This window comes from Ilyomonas limi (assembly GCF_005233845.1).
In the GTDB taxonomy this organism is placed as follows: domain Bacteria; phylum Bacteroidota; class Bacteroidia; order Chitinophagales; family Chitinophagaceae; genus Ilyomonas; species Ilyomonas limi.
On record NZ_SZQL01000001.1, the window covers coordinates 691,491 to 708,859 of the forward strand.

Annotated in this window: 12 protein-coding genes; 8 read left to right on the forward strand and 4 right to left on the reverse strand. The window is 41.3% G+C overall.

What is annotated here, in order from left to right:
- Positions 1-93 precede the first annotated feature (93 nt).
- On the reverse strand, positions 94-1,527 hold the full coding sequence (locus FC093_RS02735) for an Ig-like domain-containing protein (RefSeq protein ID WP_137260186.1): 1,434 nt from the start codon (positions 1,525-1,527) through the stop codon (positions 94-96).
- 341 nt (positions 1,528-1,868) lie between these two features.
- Between FC093_RS02735 and FC093_RS02740 the strand changes: the two genes are divergently transcribed.
- Positions 1,869-3,044, forward strand: a complete 1,176-nt coding sequence (locus tag FC093_RS02740; protein ID WP_137260187.1) for a hypothetical protein — start codon at positions 1,869-1,871, stop codon at positions 3,042-3,044.
- Positions 3,045-3,135: 91 nt separating this feature from the next.
- On the opposite strand, the gene queG is transcribed toward FC093_RS02740, so the two are convergent.
- The gene (gene queG, locus FC093_RS02745) at positions 3,136-4,071 is read right to left on the reverse strand and encodes a tRNA epoxyqueuosine(34) reductase QueG (protein WP_240743156.1); all 936 of its coding nucleotides are present in this window, start codon (positions 4,069-4,071) and stop codon (positions 3,136-3,138) included.
- A gap of 43 nt (positions 4,072-4,114) precedes the next feature.
- On the opposite strand from queG, the gene FC093_RS02750 reads away from it, so the two are divergent.
- From FC093_RS02750 to FC093_RS02760, 3 genes are all read left to right on the forward strand, one after another.
- Positions 4,115-6,157 carry a transglutaminase domain-containing protein gene (locus FC093_RS02750; RefSeq protein WP_170970972.1) on the forward strand — a complete coding sequence of 681 codons (2,043 nt, stop codon included), beginning with the start codon at positions 4,115-4,117 and terminating at the stop codon, positions 6,155-6,157.
- A 192-nt stretch (positions 6,158-6,349) separates the two neighbouring features.
- On the forward strand, positions 6,350-8,164 hold the full coding sequence (locus FC093_RS02755) for a DUF3858 domain-containing protein (RefSeq protein WP_240743164.1): 1,815 nt from the start codon (positions 6,350-6,352) through the stop codon (positions 8,162-8,164).
- A gap of 7 nt (positions 8,165-8,171) precedes the next feature.
- A complete protein-coding gene (locus FC093_RS02760) occupies positions 8,172-10,070 on the forward strand; it encodes a DUF3857 domain-containing protein (RefSeq protein WP_137260191.1) in 1,899 nt (632 codons plus the stop codon).
- 201 nt (positions 10,071-10,271) lie between these two features.
- Here the strand turns inward: FC093_RS02760 and FC093_RS02765 are convergent, their stop codons facing one another.
- A complete protein-coding gene (locus tag FC093_RS02765) occupies positions 10,272-11,375 on the reverse strand; it encodes an Mrp/NBP35 family ATP-binding protein (RefSeq protein WP_240743157.1) in 1,104 nt (367 codons plus the stop codon).
- 94 nt (positions 11,376-11,469) lie between these two features.
- Between FC093_RS02765 and FC093_RS02770 the strand changes: the two genes are divergently transcribed.
- Both FC093_RS02770 and obgE read left to right on the forward strand, forming a co-directional pair.
- On the forward strand, positions 11,470-12,117 hold the full coding sequence (locus FC093_RS02770; protein ID WP_137260192.1) for a carboxypeptidase-like regulatory domain-containing protein: 648 nt from the start codon (positions 11,470-11,472) through the stop codon (positions 12,115-12,117).
- 434 nt (positions 12,118-12,551) lie between these two features.
- Positions 12,552-13,556, forward strand: a complete 1,005-nt coding sequence (gene obgE, locus FC093_RS02775; protein ID WP_137260193.1) for a GTPase ObgE — start codon at positions 12,552-12,554, stop codon at positions 13,554-13,556.
- Positions 13,557-13,791: 235 nt separating this feature from the next.
- Here the strand turns inward: obgE and FC093_RS02780 are convergent, their stop codons facing one another.
- Positions 13,792-14,775 carry a c-type cytochrome gene (locus tag FC093_RS02780; protein WP_137260194.1) on the reverse strand — a complete coding sequence of 328 codons (984 nt, stop codon included), beginning with the start codon at positions 14,773-14,775 and terminating at the stop codon, positions 13,792-13,794.
- 317 nt (positions 14,776-15,092) lie between these two features.
- On the opposite strand from FC093_RS02780, the gene FC093_RS02785 reads away from it, so the two are divergent.
- Both FC093_RS02785 and atpD read left to right on the forward strand, forming a co-directional pair.
- Entirely contained in the window at positions 15,093-15,647 is a 555-nt protein-coding gene (locus FC093_RS02785; RefSeq protein ID WP_137260195.1) for a YqgE/AlgH family protein, read from the forward strand.
- A gap of 206 nt (positions 15,648-15,853) precedes the next feature.
- Positions 15,854-17,356: a F0F1 ATP synthase subunit beta gene (gene atpD / locus FC093_RS02790; protein WP_137260196.1), complete on the forward strand. Its 1,503-nt coding sequence runs from the start codon at positions 15,854-15,856 to the stop codon at positions 17,354-17,356.
- The last annotated feature ends 13 nt before the right edge of the window (positions 17,357-17,369 follow it).

Genomic DNA, 17,369 nt, shown 5'->3' on the forward strand with positions numbered 1-17,369 from the left:
GCTTAAGGTTAAAATATTTAAGTACCTGTCTTTTACTGCAATGCATCATTTATTGCTAACTCATTTACCGTTCCTCATTCACAAACTTACCACTCACAAAGTAATATTATACACTCTATCCAAATTTGCTTTCACCGATATTTTACCGCCTTCTTTGGTGGTTACAGAGCGTACAATCTCCGGTTGCTTTTTTTCATTGTAACTACCCGGGTCCCATACCCCATTTCTGTTGGTATCGTATAGCATACGCAGATCGTACTCGCCTGGTCTGAAAAACTTGCGGTACCACTCATACGAGGTTAAAGATATAGCTTCTATTATCTCATCGTTTTGCAATATCTGTAACACCGGGTGCAATGCTGTATCCAAATTTTGAAAGCGCAGGCGTATGCTGCCGTAGTCGCTTTCTTTCATCGTAGTAAACTGAAGCGTATCATTCGTCTCCAATATTCTGCCGCTTGAATCGGCTACAGCATTGCTATCGATTGTAAGGGCATATGCTGTATTGGGCTTCCAGGGGTACGATACTATAAGCCTGGTGGCAGTAGAGTCCAGCGTTAAACGCATACCCGGCAACCCTACATAATTGGTATCTGTGAAACGAATTTTTGTACTATCAACCGTTTTTAGTGTATCACTAAAAGTAAGCACTAAATTGCCTAAGAAATCCTGTCGCTCGCTCTCCAGGCTGTTAGTCATTTTTAGCGTACTGTCCTCTATTTTTTTTGCACCTTTCCTGGGCACATTATCATTGGTATTGGGCAGTGTTGTTTTCTTTTCTTCAGCTTTAAACTCGGCATACGCATACAGGGTTACTGCAGAAGTAGTATCGTTGAGATAAACAGGGTGGTTTAAAAAAGCAAATAATTTAGTGCTGTCATCATAGCGTTTGGTGTAATCGTTGGGCAAGGCAAATACATTAAAGCTATCAGTTGGCAGGTTGTAAAAATAAAAGTTGCCTTTGCTATCCAGCTTTGTATAGTAGCGCGGCGGCAGCTTTTTAATAGCTGTGTCATTTAAATTACGTTGCAATACTACTATCAGTGTACTATCTACTTTACCGCTCTGCGCCAGCAAAACCTTGCCATTCAGCTTATTATCATCCAGCCTGGTGCCGGTGGAAAACACGTATCTGAATGCAGAATCTGCATTGCCTTCGTTAATGTCTTTCAGTGATTTGCCAAAGTTGATCGTATAAGTCATGTTGGGTTCCAGCGTGTCTTTCAATTTAATAGTTACAGTGCGCAGCTTGCTGGTAATCTCCGGCTGAACAACTGGGTTAGGCCATATCACTACATTCTCAGTTGGATTATCTGCCGTTACATATTCATCAAAGTTGAGTGTAATTTTTTTAACGTTAAAATGTAGCGATGAGTCTGCCGGTGTAGCTACTATCAGCACGGGCGGTAACGTATCCTTAGGCCCGCCGGTGGGTGGAATAATATTGGCGCACGAAGTGCCCAACAAAGCTATGCAAAGCAACAGGCAGGCAGGCAGGAGTGCAGCAACTATTGTATTTTTATTCATGTATGTCCCTCAATAGTTGCAAACATAAGCTGTTTAAAAGCGCTGCATGGCAGGCTGTTGTTTTTTTGCAATATTTTTGAGTAGGGAAAATTTAAAGTTTAAGGTTTAATGTTCTGTGCTGCAACTTGCGCGGTCAAAAGTAATTTGCTGCCCAGACAAATGCTGTTTATCTCACTCTAAAAATCCACCAATAATTAAGTATTAAATATTCGTTCCTCAATATCCAATTGATCATTACCAAATCCCGTCTAACCTTAAGTTTCCCTTTCCATCTTTGGAAGAGAAGATATGGGTGAGGTCATTTCCCTTTTCCCCTTTACATTCGCACAAAAAGAGGTGTTATGCAATTGCTGCCTGTAACAAATGCTGCTATCGCTAAGGATTTTTTGAAAATAAATGTGCTGATGAATGCCGGCAATCCCAATTATATACGTCCGCTGGATAATGAAATCAATGAGGTTTTTGATAAAGTAAAAAACAAAAACTTTAAATATGGTGAGGCGGCACGTTGGATTTTAAAAGACGATGATGGCAAGCTCATTGGTCGCATTGCTGCCTTTACCAATAGTAAATACATCAATAAAGGCACCGATTTCCCTACCGGCGGCGTTGGCTTTTTCGATTGCATTAACGATCAGCAGGCTGCTAATGCGCTTTTTGATGGTGCTAAAAAATGGCTGCAGGAGAAAGATATGGAAGCAATGGACGGACCTATCAACTTTGGCGATCGCGATAAGTGGTGGGGGCTAATGGTGGAAGGTTTTGACCGGGCGCCTATCTATGGCATGGCTTACAATCCGCCCTACTACGAGCAGTTATTTGAAGGGTATGGATTTAAAAACTATTACGACCAATACTATTACGCTATGGGTGTGGATGATCCGCTGCCACCCAAGTTTGCAGAGCGCCATGCTAAGTTTAAAGCCAAGCCTGGCTACGAGGCAAAACACATCAGCATTAACAATCTTGAAGAGTATGCTCAGGATTTTGCTACCGTATATAATGCCGCCTGGGCACAGCACGGTGAGGCAAAAGAAATAACCAAAGAGCAGGTAATGAAACTCTTCAATAAGATGAAGCCGATCATGGATGAGCGCATTATCTGGTTTGCTTATTATAAAGATGAGCCAATTGCTATGTGGATAAACATTCCTGACCTTAACCAATATTTTAAACACTTTAATGGCAGGTTTGGCTGGCTTGAAAAATTACGTCTCTTATGGATGAAACGGCAGGGGGAATGTAAGGTGTTTACTGGTGTAGCCTTTGGTATTGTTCCAAAATTTCAGGCGCTGGGTATAGATAGTTTTATGATTCAGGAGGGCGGTTATCTCATTCAGCACAAAGGCTGGTATCATACGTATGAGATGGGCTGGGCCGGCGACTGGAACCCGAAGATGATTAATATTTATAAAAGTCTGGGCGCACACCAAAGCCGCCGTATGATAACGTACCGCTATATTTTTAACGAACAACAACATCCGTTTGAAAGGCATCCGGTGATGGAATATAAGTAAGAGGAGAAAGGTACAAGGAGTGGGAAACAAGGTTCAAGATACAAGCTGCAAGCTTAACTTTAGATATTGAACTTTAAACCTTCAACTGCAATTATTCTTCTCCTGCAATAAACTTCACGTTGCGCTGGATGCCTTTGTACTTGCTGCGCTTGAGTGGGGAATGTTTGAAAATTTGCCGGAAACTTTCTTCGCTCAATGCCTGCCATTCTCTGGTAGAGAGATTAAGTATTTCGGGGATAGGTGTAAAAGCAACTTCATTGTGCGGTTTGCTAAAACGGTTCCATGGGCATACATCCTGGCACACATCACATCCAAACATCCAGTCTTGAAACTTGTCTCTCATCTCAGCCGGCAATAACATGTCTTTCAGTTCAATGGTATAATAACTGATACATTTATTGCCCTGCACCTCTTTGTTTGGAAGGATAGCGCCGGTAGGACATGCATCTATGCAGCGCGAGCAACTGCCGCAATAGTCCCTGGCAAAAGGATCATCGGGCTGCAATGCGAGATCAACAATCAGGGTAGCAATAAAGAAAAAAGAGCCTTGCTGTTTGGTAATAAAATTGCCGTTTTTACCAATCCAGCCAAGTCCGCTCTTGGTAGCCCAGGCGCGTTCCAGCACTGGTGCCGAATCTATAAAGCCACGGCCATGTACGGCACCGATTTCTTCTTGTATGCGATATAAAAATTCGTTGAGCTTCGCTTTAATTACTTCGTGATAATCTTTGCCATAGGCATATTTGGAAATGCGTGGTGCATGGGGCTGTTGTTTTTCTGCAGGAAAATAATTACACAATAAAGTAATGACTGATTGTGCACCGGGAACAAGCAGGGAAGGGTTGATGCGCATATCAAAATAACGCTCCATGTATTGCATGTTGCCATGTCTGCCTTGACTCAGCCATTGCTCCAGCCGCCGTGCATCTTCGGTCAGCTCTTCAGCTTTAGCAATGCCGCATAAGCTAAAATTAAGCTCCTGCGCTGTTTTTTTAATGAAATTTGAATATACTATTCGGCTGTTCAATTGTAATCTTGTAATATTAAAATTCTTTTGTAAAGTTACAGTTATGAGCCTTAAATCCCTACTGATCGTGGTGCCATGCGCCTTATTTAGCATTTGTTTATTTGCCCAAAAAAAGAAAAAAGGAGAGCTGCCCAACCGGGTAGTGTGCAACTATGGTGATGTAAAACCCGAAGATTTTGCACCTGCTGTTTACCCTATAGATTCATCGGCCGATGCCGTGTACCTGTTTGATGGCGGGCACACCAAGTTTGAAGGCAATAATAAGGGCTTTTTTAGTGTAGTGTATAAAGTGCATGAGCGCCTGCGATTGATGAAGAAAAATGCATTTGACAACCTGGGCAATGTAAAGATAACGTTGCATGTGCCATCTGTGGGCGACCAGCAAAAGCTGGAGGACCTGGAGGCGGCTACTTATAACATAGAAAACGGTAAAATAGTAGCAACTAAACTGGATAAAGGTTCTATTTTTAAAGATAAACAGGGTGATTTTATAACGACCAAGTTTACTTTTCCCAACCTCAAAGAAGGTTCTATTGTAGAATATACTTATACTATCAGCACACCTGGCCTGCGTTTACCAAGCTGGACTTTTCAGGGAACATATCCCATACTCTGGAGCGAATACGAAATAGAAGTGCCCCAGTTTTACGAGTATGTATTATTAAAGCAGGGCTATCAGCCGTATGCTATAGATACGGTGCGCATTTCGCATGATACTTATAACATCAGCGATCCGGGTGAAAATGCAATGTCGAGCATTCAGACTTTTACGGCATCTACCAATACTATGAATAATATTTGGGCAATGAAGGATGTGCCGGCATTAAAAAAGGAAAACTTCACTACCACAATGGATAATCATGTGGCACGTATAGAGTTTCAGCTATCGGCTATCCGTTATCCTGATGTGCCCCCTAAAATGATTTTGCGCAACTGGACAGATGTAAGTACCGAATTATTGAAAGACGAAGATTTTGGTGCCGCACTCGATAAGTCCAATAACTTCTTTAACGATGATGTAAAAGCTGCTATTGCAGGCGCTACTAGCGGAGCAGAAAAGGCCCAAAAAATATATGAGTATGTGCGGGACAATTTTACCTGCACCGACGAAGATGCTTTTTATACTTCGCAACCACTTAAAAAAACATATCAGGGTAAAAAAGGAAATGTGGCAGACATTAACCTGCTGCTAACAGCTATGCTGCTGAGCCAAAATATAGAAGCGCACCCGGTATTGCTGAGTACTACCGATAACGGTAAAGCACAGGCTATGTATCCCATTCTTTCCAAATTCAATTATGTGATTTGTGAAGCAAAAACCGATGGCAAGACATACCTGTTGGATGCTGCCAACAGCAAACTGGGCTTCAACCATTTAGGTGCCAATTGTTACAACGGATATGCAAGAGTGATAGACCCTGTGCTGCCCGAATTGATACCTTTATTTGCCGATTCTTTAAAGGAAAGTAAAGTAACCACTGTTTTTATAATTAATGAGAAAGGTCATAAACTGTCTGCCTCCATAAACAGTACCAAGGGCTATCAGGAATCTGTGTCGCTGCGTGAAGAGTTGAGCAAAACAAGCCAGGAAGATTTCTTCAAAACCATAAAGAAGTCCTATACCGGCGAAGTGAGTTTGAATAATGCGAATGTAGATAGTGTAAAGCTCCTGAATGAGCCTGTAAAAGTAAGATATGATATGAGCATAGATATGGGCGATGAAGATATTATATACTTCAATCCAATGCAGGCTGAGCAGCAAAAAGAAAATCCGTTTGCTGCTGCTGAGCGCTTCTATCCTGTAGAGATGCCGTATTGCTGGGATGAAACATATATTTTAAACATGGAAATACCTGAAGGCTATGCGGTGGATGAACTACCCAAATCGGCGCGTGTAATGCTGAACGAAAACGAAGGTATGTTTGAATATCTCCTTGCTAAAAACGGCAATAACATCCAGATGCGTACACGCGTGAAGCTGAATAAAGCATTGTACGAGCCGGAAGATTATCAGACCCTAAGAGACTTTTTTGCTTATGTAGTAAAAAAAGAAGCAGAGCAAATTGTGTTTAAAAAAGTGAAGTAATGCTGTTTTTTTGCCGTTGATTATATGAGAAGGATTAAGCTACTATTCTTGTTAATTTACTGTCAGCTAACGTTACAGGCACAAACAGTCCGGCCCTTTGTAGTGTTTGGAGATGTTAAGCCCGAAGATTTTGCACCGACTGTTTATTCCATTGATTCTGCTGCACCAGCGATTTATCTTTTTGATAATGGTATGGCACGGTTTAGTGAAAACAATAGCGGGAAGTTTGATGTTATTTTTCAGAGGCACACAAGAATTAGGTTGTTAAGCAGGAATGCATTTGACTTGGCTACGTTGGAAATCCCGATCCTGACATTTGGAAGCTTTGAGCAAAAAATGGAGTATTTACAGGCTGTAACTTATAACATTGAAGATGGAAAAGTAATTGCTATGCCTGTTGATAAAAGTGCCATTATTGTTGAGAAAAATAAAAAGTTCAAAGTTACAAAACTCACATTGCCTAACATAAAAGAAGGTTCTATCATAGAGTTTGCCTATTCGGTAAGAAGCCCTGGCAATTATTTACCCGAATGGAGTTTTCAGGGTAGCTATCCGAAGCTGTGGAGTGAGTATGATATTACCATCCCTTTTTTCTACAATTATAATGTATATAAGAGAGGCACTCTGAATTTTTCGATGGATAGCATCAGGAGCTTTCATGTAGATTACGATTATTATAATAATGTACCTAATAAAAACAATACTACAAAACGTGTATGGGGCATTAAAGATGTACCTGCATTAAAGCGAGAGCCCTACACTACTACAACAGATAATTATATATCTAAAATAGAATTTCACTTAGCTGCTTATACAAGAACCGACGGCAACACGTTTCCTGTCAACGAAGATTGGGCGACAGTTTGTAATCACCTTTTTGCGGATGAATCATTTGCTTACAGTCTTACCTTGCCTTTAAAATGGCTTAATAGCGAAGTAAATAAAGCAGTAGGCGCTGCAGCTACACCCCTCGATAAAGTAAGGAATATTTTTGCTTATGTAAGAGATGAATATACCTGTACAGATAGAAGTGCAAGGTCTTTATCGCAAGAGCTTAAGCAAACGGTACAAACAAAGGAGGGAAATGTGGCAGATATTAATATGCTGCTTACGGCAATGCTGTTGAATATAAAAGTGGATGCCAAGCCTGCTATATTAAGTACAACAGATAATGGCAGAGCTTTTCCTTCCATGCCTTTTCTTTCGCAGTATAATTATGTTGTTTGTTTCGCGTACATCGACAGGAATGTGTATCTGTTAGATGCTTCCAATAGGCTCTTAGGTTTCAACAAACTGGACAATGAATGCTATAATGGTTATGTGCAGGTAATCGCGCCATGGTACAGTGCCAATGCCATCAACCTTGTAGCAGACTCTTTACAAGAAACAGAGGCTACCGCAGTCTTTATAATGAATGCGCAAAATGGTAAAGCTACTGCTACCGTTACCAATCATTTCAGCTATCAGCCTTCTTTGCAACTAAAAGAGGACATTAGAAGTGAGGATAGTGCTTCGTTTTTCGAAAAAGTAAAAGCAGATTACCCGATAGATATTGATATAAGTAATGCTGCCATAGAAAACCTGCGCGACCCGGAAAAAAATATTGCTATAAAATACCAGTTTGTTACAGATTTAGGACATGATAGTTTAATATACTTCAATCCCATGCTTGCAGGACAGGAAAAAGAAAATCCCTTTTTTGCAGCGAAAAGGTTTTACCCTGTAGAAATGCCTTTTTGTATGAATAAAACATACACACTCAATATGGAGATACCTGCAGGCTATACGCTAGATGCACTACCAAAATCTTTAACAACAAAGTTTAATGGCAATGATGGATTATTTTGCTATTCCATTGATGAGAAGGATAATCACGTACAATTGAATGTAATATTAAAGCTTACAAAGGCTACCTACGAGCCGGAGGATTATCAAAACTTAAGAGACTTTTTTACAATGGTTGTAAAGAAAGAAGCGGAACAAATTGTATTTAAAAAAAAGAAGTAATTATATTATGAAATACCTGTTGTTATTAATGGCATTAGGATGCCTGAACATTTTGAAAGCACAGGATTACAACGTAGCACTCATACCCGACTCGCTAAAAGCAAATGCGGATGTGGTAAAAAGAACGGAGGAACTGCACGTAATCATTAAAGACGAAGGTAAAGCCATCATTAAGCATAAATACGCTATTACTGTATTTAACGAGTCGGGCGATGAATATGCGATGTATGCAAACTCATATCGTAAGATGGAATCGTTGTACGATATAGATGGTAACCTGTATGATGCTGCCGGAAAACGATTGAAAAGCGTAAAGAAGAAAGACATAGCTGACGTATCAGGCGATGAAGAAAGCCTGGTATCTGATAGCAGAACAAAGTATCACAATTTTTATTGTCGCAGCTATCCTTATACTGTAGAATATGAAGATGAGCAGGAATTGAATGGTATATTCTTTTTGCCATACTGGTGGCCGCAGATTGATGAAAAATATGCTGTGCAGCAAAGCCGCTATATAGTAGAAGCACCAGCTAATTATGTGTTGAACTTCAAGCAATTTAACTATCCGACGAAGCCTGACATAACAAAGACAGAAAAGAACGTTACATACACTTGGCAAATCAATAATCAGAAAGCAATTATCAGCGAATACTTTCAGCCTTCATGGCAGGATGTTACTACTGCTGTGTACATAGCGCCAAAAAGTTTTACTGTGGGTGGATACACCGGCGATATGAGCACCTGGCAGAATTTAGGCAAGTTTATTCTTTCTTTAAACCAGGGCAGAGACCAGCTTCCTGATGGTGTAAAGCAAGATATACACCGCATAGCTGATACTGCAAAAACAGTAGAACAAAAGGTAAACCTGCTGTATCAGTACCTGCAAAACAATACACGCTATATCAGCATTCAGTTAGGTATTGGTAGCTGGCAGCCTTTTGATGCAAACTATGTTGCTACAAAAAAATACGGTGATTGTAAGGCGCTTTCCAACTACATGCACAGCATATTGAAGGAAGCTGGCGTACCTTCCAATTATGTATTAATAACTGCCGGTAAAGGAAGAAAGGGATTGTGGGAAGATTTTCCGTCACCTTATTTTAACCATGCGGTGCTGTGTGTTCCAAATGGTAAGGACACTATTTGGCTGGAGTGTACCAGTCAAACAAAAGCGGCCGGTTTTATGGGTTCATTCACCGGCAACCGTAAGGCATTATTAATTGCAAGTGATGGTGGACATGTGGTAAATACGCCGGTTTATAAATCAACTGATAATTTACAACTCCGAAAAGTTTATGCTACTATAGATGATAATGGTGATTTAGATGCCGCTATTCTCACCACTTTCAGCGGCGAACAGGAAGAGCCTTTACATTCATTGATGTATAGTACCAATAAAGAATTACGGGAAGAAATCTTAAATAATGCAATCAATCTACCCACTTATAAGGTAGAGAAAAATGATTACTCCGAAGTAAAAGGACGCATTCCGGTGATACACGAAGACCTGCATATTACATCACCAAACTATGCATCAATTACCGGCAAACGCTTGTTTATAAAGCCTAATTTATTTAATAAAACAGGCACTAAATTGTCTAAAGACAGTGCCCGCGTTTACGATATAGCCATCTCGTCTTCTTATATGGATGTAGATACCGTAATAATTCAAATACCTGCAGGTTATACAGTGGAAGCCATGCCGAAAGATGTTGCTTTGGAAAGCAAGTTTGGTAAATACAGTATCAACTTCAAAGTGGCTGATAGCGCTATCACCATGTTGCGTACAAACGAAGTGTCTGCTGTTATGCTGCCTGCATCCGAATATGAAGCTTTAGTCAATTACTACGATGCTATGTATAAGGCCGACCGCAGCCAGATAGTCTTTGTAAAAAAGGATAATTAAAAGGCTATTATTGTATATACTAAAAAACAGCGGTTACATGCAATAGCAGTAATCGCCGTTTTTTATTAATCCTATTTCATTAATGATTTTAACTTCAAATAAAAAGATGCTGTTATTACAACAGCATCTTTTTTTACATATATCAATTTTACACTCTAAACTTGTGAACCCGTAAATCAGTAAACTTCTAAACTTCAAAAACTATCCCGTCGCCATTGCTTTTGCAAAATTCTCCGGTTTTACTTCTGCATTAATGGTGCTAATAAGGCGAACAGTAGTAGCTGTAAATTCTTCAAAAGCTTTTTTAGTTATTGTATCATCACTTAGCATTACCGGTATGCCTATATCACCCCCCTCGCAGATGCTTTGTACCAGCGGAATTTGCCCCAGTAAATTAAGGTCGTATTCATCTGCAAGGCGCTTACCACCTTCTTTACCAAAAAGGTAATATTTATTATTAGGCAGCTCTGCAGGTGTAAAATAAGCCATGTTTTCTACCAGTCCGATAATAGGTACATTTAGTTGCGCCTGTGCAAACATGGCAATGCCCTTTCTGGCATCGGCCAATGCTACCTGTTGTGGGGTAGTTACAATAATGGCTCCGGTTACCGGTACCAGTTGCATCAAGGTCAGGTGAATGTCGCCTGTACCTGGTGGCATATCAATTACCAGATAATCCAGTTCGCCCCAATCCACATCGGTTACAAACTGGCGGATAGCACTGCTTGCCATTGGTCCGCGCCATACAACGGCACTTTTTTCATCTACCAGCAAGCCAATACTCATCAGTTTAATGCCAAAGCGTTCCAATGGCATAATAAAGCCTTTACCTTTTACTTCGCGCATCATCGGGCGCTCGCCGCGCACACCAAACATAATGGGTACACTCGGTCCGTAAATATCGGCATCCATCAGTCCAACGTTGGCACCATCCTGTGCAAGTGCAAGTGCTAAGTTAGCTGCCACTGTGCTTTTGCCTACACCGCCTTTACCACTCACAACAGCTATAATATTTTTTACACCGGGCAGCACTTTCCCTTCATCGCTGCGCTTAGAAGTAGTGTGCGAAGTGAAGTTTACATTCACTACAGCATCTTTATGTACCAATAACTTTATAGCATTTACACACGCACTGCCAATCCTGTCTTTCATAGGGCAGGCAGGTGTAGTAAGCACTACTGTAAAAGATACATTATTGCCATTAATTTGTATATCTTTTACCATGTTCAGGGTTACAATATCCTTACCCAAATCAGGTTCTTCTACATTGCTGAGCGCCTTCAATATTTCGGTTTCTGTCATCATACATATTTTTGTTAAATAAACTATTGCTAACGCAAAATTACTCCCTATGTGGGTTATTTTGTCGTTAAGGTTAAATAAAGGAACTTTATCGCTAATGAAGCATTTAATACAATATCTATTGATTGTTTTACTACTTTGCTTTGTGCAGCGCGCTGCTGCGCAAATGCAGGTAAAGAAAGATACGGTAGTACAATTGTATGGAGTGGTAATGACTGCTGATAGCCTGCAAGCTATTCCCGGTGCCAGCGTAATTGTAGAAGATAAAGGCCGCGGCACTATTACCAACAATCAAGGGGTTTTTTCTATTGTTGTTTTGAAAGGTGATAAGGTGCGGTTTTCGGTAGTAGGGTTTAAAGATAAAATAATTGATATTCCCGATAATATTCCCGGTAACCAATATAGCTTAATTCAATTGATGGTTACAGACACGGCTTACCTGCCAGCTACCATCATCAAAGCACGTCCTTCGCGCGCGCAGTTTGAGCGCGATTTTGTAAATACCGATATACCTGCCGATCAGTTGGAGATAGCCCGTCGAAATACGGATGAAGCTACGCGGCGCATCCTGCTTGCTACGCTGCCTGCCGATGGCCGCGAAGCAGTGAACATGCAATTTCGCCAGCAGGCAGTTAAGTATTCTTATATGGGGCAGCAACCACCTGTTAATTTGCTGAACCCCATGGCTTGGGCTGATTTTATTCAGGCATGGAAACGTGGCGATTTCCGTAAGAAGAGTGAGTAGATTTTCGAGTCACATGCTTCCTCTATAATTCGCTTAAGTAATACTACATTCATAATTTATAATCTGAGACTTTTAGTCCAGCCCCATTCGTTAACCTCCTCAGGAGCGATATGTTAGTAGTTAGTAGAAAGGGATGGCAATAAAAGTTCTCAATGAGCTCCGCAGGAGCGACACATATTAACGCTAAATATATTGCTTCTGTGAAGCTTAACTGCATGTAATATTTTTATATCTACTGGTGTACCACTGTTACAGGGCTTTGAAATACTTGTTTGATGGATGATTTGAATCAGGTTCTGTCAGTACCTTACATATTAAAGTTAATAAAAGTTAGTTTCTAAACTTAATTCATTCACCCTCTTACCATATTCTGTTACGCTCACTTCGTACTTTTTACCCGCTAAGCTTTTTCCAGCGATATTTGCAGCAGCACTATGGAAAAAAACAACTTTATAGATTATATCCGCATCTTTTGCCGGAGCGGGCATGGCGGTGCCGGCAGCCGGCATTTCATGCGCAATAAACTAACCTCTAAAGGTGGTCCCGATGGCGGTGATGGTGGGGGTGGCGGGCACATCATTTTGCGCGGTAACAAGCAGTTGTGGACGTTGCTGCATTTACGCTACTACAAAAATGTATTGGCAGAGAACGGTGAAAGCGGCAGCAAAAACAATCGTACGGGGCATACAGGTGCAGACATTATTTTGGAAGTGCCGCTCGGCACCATTGCGCGCGATGAAGAAACGGGTAAAATAGAAGCCGAAATATTGGAAGATGGCCAGGAGTTTATCTGGCTGCATGGCGGTCGTGGCGGCTTGGGCAATAGTCATTTTGCTACGCCTACCAACCAGGCGCCCGACTATGCCCAACCTGGTGAACCCGGGACGGAAGGCTGGAAAATTCTGGAACTGAAAGTATTGGCAGATGTGGGCTTGGTAGGATTTCCAAATGCTGGAAAATCTACCTTATTATCTGTTATTACGGCGGCAAAACCAAAGATTGCTAATTATGCTTTTACTACACTCGTTCCGCAGTTGGGCATGGTAGAATACCGCGATGGCAAAAGCTTTTGTGTAGCCGATTTGCCCGGTATTATTGAAGGCGCGGCAGAAGGCAAAGGACTGGGCCATCGCTTTTTACGCCATATTGAACGTAATGCTGCTTTACTTTTTTTAATACCTGCCGACAGCCCCAACCATAAACAGGAATTTGAAATATTGGTGAATGAGCTGGAGCAGTACAATCCTGAATTATTGCAAAAAGACTTTCTTATTGCCATCAGTAAGAGCGATATGCTGGATGAGGAGTTGAGGCAGGCGATCACCAAAGATTTACCCTCAAATATTCCGCATGTATTTATTTCATCTATCACTAATCAGGGGCTGGTAGAACTGAAGGACAAGTTGTGGCAAATATTGAATAAGCCAGTGAGCAGTTAGGGGTTATCAGTTTACAAGTTTACGGGTTTATGAGTTTTAAAGTTCAATCGTTCATAGGTTAAATTTATTCAATTTGCCGGTGTGGTTGAAAAGTTTAAAATTTACAGGTTTACAAGCTTGCACAGACTTGTAAACCTGTGATATTAAAAATAATTACTTATTATACTGCCTTAATAAATTATTATAACCTGTAAACAGCGAACTCGTGAACTAATAAGCACTTTATAACAACTTTCTAATTATGCTTGGCAACTGCACTGTTTTTCTTCTCAAATTTTACCACCTTATTATTCACCGGTTTTACGGTGCGCAGGTATGCATAAATAGCTTCCAGATCGCTTTGTTGCATATCTTTATACATCATCCAGGGCATCAGCGTATTTACTTCATCCGGGCTTACCTTGTGAGGTTTGTAAGAAGAATCGGCATACATTTTAAAACGTTGTACAAACATCTCTTTTGTCCACGTGCCAATGCCGGTTTCTTTATCCGGCGTAATGTTGGCAACGCGCAGGATGCCGGCCGGTTGCTGCATTTCGTTGCCGCCGGCAAACTCACCTTTATCTTTATTATTATGGCACTCGCCGCAACTGGCTACCTGCACTAAGTATTTGCCATAATTAATGGTATCACCCGGCGAAGGTTTATGGGTAAAAGCCGCTTTGGTGGGCATAGTGTGCATGATGATATTAAAAGGAAAAGCAGGTTCGGCTTTCGGCACATCCGTTTTTACCGGCTGCAACGTGCGGATGTAGGCAATAATGCTATACACATCTTCTTTATCCATTTTACCATAGTTCAAATACGGCATCATCGGGAAAAGTGCATTGCCATCTTTGCTCACACCGGTAGTAATAGCTCTGAATAATTCACCATCGGTCCACTTGCCTAAAGCATACGGCGTTAGGTTTCTGGAATAAAATACACCGGGAAAGCCTAAACTTTGGTCAAAGCGGTCGCCACCACCGCCAAAGCTGCCTTCTTTAACAGGTGCAGCATACAAGCTCCAGTCGCGGGTGCTGTGGCAGTCCATACAGGCAGCAACATTGTTGGCTAAGTATTTGCCCCTCGCTATGCGTTCGGGTGTTCTTTCGATGGTTAATGATTCGGGGCTGCCGGTGTTGGGTAAAAAAGCTACAACATAAGCGGCTGCGCCGGCAATTAATACAACTAACGACAATACAATAATTACAACTGTTTTGAAGATTTTGCGTTTCATAATTATAATGTAGGGTTGAGTATTTTAGTTTTTGGTATAAAATAATACTGGCAGCCAAACTACGCTTTATACAGTAATGGCGAAATACCTTCTTCTAAAAACGGGTGCAAAACTGAGCATTTGAAAGTGGAAAATACAATAAAAAGGATGAAGCGAAGTTATGGAGGTATGAGTTGCCGGTAAGTACTTTAAACGGCAGTAAAGCAAACAAGAAAGCTGTTTTCTAAAGCCATCATTATCAAAGGAAGAGCAGTATGCAACGGCAAATGTGAAGTAAAAAAATTTTATTCTTATTTCGAAAATACTATCTTAACACAATGAATGAAGCATTAGCAGCAGGCACATTACTAATAGCAGATCCTTTTTTAAAAGACCCTAATTTTATGCGCACCGTTGTTTTTTTGTGCGACCATCAGGCAGAAGGCTCTATTGGTTTTGTGATTAACAGAAGATATGAAAAAAATATAGGAGAACTGGTTACAGAACTGGAAATGTGCAACTTCCCCGTATATTACGGCGGCCCGGTGCAAAGGGATACACTTCATTTTTTGCATCAATGCCCCGACCTGATAGAAGGCGGCGTAGAAATAACCACCGGTATTTATTGGGGTGGTGATTTTGAGCAAGTGGCAGCGCTTATAAAAAAAGGAGAACTGGAATCGGGCATGATACGCTTTTACCTCGGTTATAGCGGCTGGGGCGAAGAACAGTTAGATAGCGAACTGAACGAAAAAACCTGGCTTATTACGCCAGGTAATGCAAAGCTGGTTTTTCATAAAAACATAAGTCTCATTTGGCAGGATGCGTTGAAACAGTTAGGCGGAAAATATGAACAGCTAATCAATTATCCGCTTGACCCGCAACTGAATTAGTGATTGTTTTGAAAGGAAAAATAATATTATAATGACAGGATTGGGAAACCATCCTGTCGTTGTTGTTTATTGGGTATAAATAAATTCTGGTTGATTTACGGTTATTTGAGTAAATATTAGTTATTAATTCTGTAGTAAAAAGTCGTTCTAATCCTTACCTTTGCAGCCATTTTACAAAATATACTTAATATAACCATATATATAACATGGCCAATACAGGTAAAATAAAGCAAATCATTGGTGCCGTTGTGGATGTGCAGTTTAGTGAAGGACAACTGCCGGAAATTTACAACGCATTGGAAATCATCAGGGAAAATGGCGATAAATTGGTACTGGAAGTGCAGCAGCACCTTGGCGAAGACAGCGTGCGCACCATTGCCATGGACGGAACAGAAGGGCTGGTACGTGGTACAGTAGTTACCGATACCGGCAAAGCCATAGCCATGCCTACGGGTGAAGCTATTAACGGGCGTTTGTTTAATGTAACTGGCGATCCGATTGATGGTTTGCCGCCGGTAAGCAAAGCAAATGGTCGTCCTATACACGCTTTACCGCCAAAGTTTGAAAACTTAAGCACGGCTTCGGAAATCTTGTTTACCGGTATTAAAGTGATAGACCTGATTGAGCCGTATGCAAAAGGTGGTAAAATTGGACTGTTTGGCGGTGCGGGTGTAGGTAAAACAGTATTGATTCAGGAATTGATTAATAATATTGCCAAAGGTTATGGCGGTCTGTCTGTGTTTGCGGGCGTAGGCGAAAGAACCCGCGAAGGGAATGACCTGCTACGTGAAATGATTGAAGCCGGCATTATGAACTATGGCGATAAGTTTAAGCACAGCATGGAAGAAGGCGGCTGGGATTTAAGTGCAGTAGATGTAGAAGGCTTAAAGGATTCTAAAGCTACTTTCGTATTTGGGCAGATGAATGAACCGCCCGGAGCACGTGCGCGCGTGGCATTGAGCGGTTTGACTATTGCTGAATATTTCCGTGATGGCGACGGGCAAGGTAAAGGTCGCGACATTTTGTTCTTTGTAGATAATATCTTCCGTTTCACACAAGCAGGTTCCGAAGTATCGGCGCTGCTGGGGCGTATGCCTTCTGCCGTAGGTTATCAGCCCACACTGGCCACCGAAATGGGGCTGATGCAGGAGCGTATTACTTCTACCAAAAACGGTTCTATTACCTCCGTTCAGGCAGTATATGTACCAGCGGATGACTTAACTGACCCCGCTCCGGCTACTACTTTTGCGCATCTTGATGCTACAACAGTATTAAGTCGTAAAATTGCCGACCTTGGCATTTATCCTGCTGTGGATCCATTGGATTCCACTTCCAGAATTTTGTCGCCAATGATTGTGGGCGACAAGCATTACGACTGTGCCAACCGCGTGAAGCTTATTCTCCAACGTTATAAAGAATTGCAGGATATTATTGCCATTCTTGGTATGGATGAATTAAGTGAAGAAGATAAAATGACTGTACAGCGTGCCCGTAAAGTACAGCGTTTCTTGTCGCAGCCTTTCCATGTGGCAGAACAGTTTACCGGTTTAAAAGGGGTATTTGTGGATATTAATGATACTATTCGTGCCTTCAATGCCATTATGGATGGCGAAGTAGATGAATATCCCGAAGCAGCCTTTAACTTGGTAGGTACATTAGAAGATGCCATTGAGAAAGGTAAAAAGTTGATGGCACAGGCGCAGGGATAAAAGCCCCCTCCCC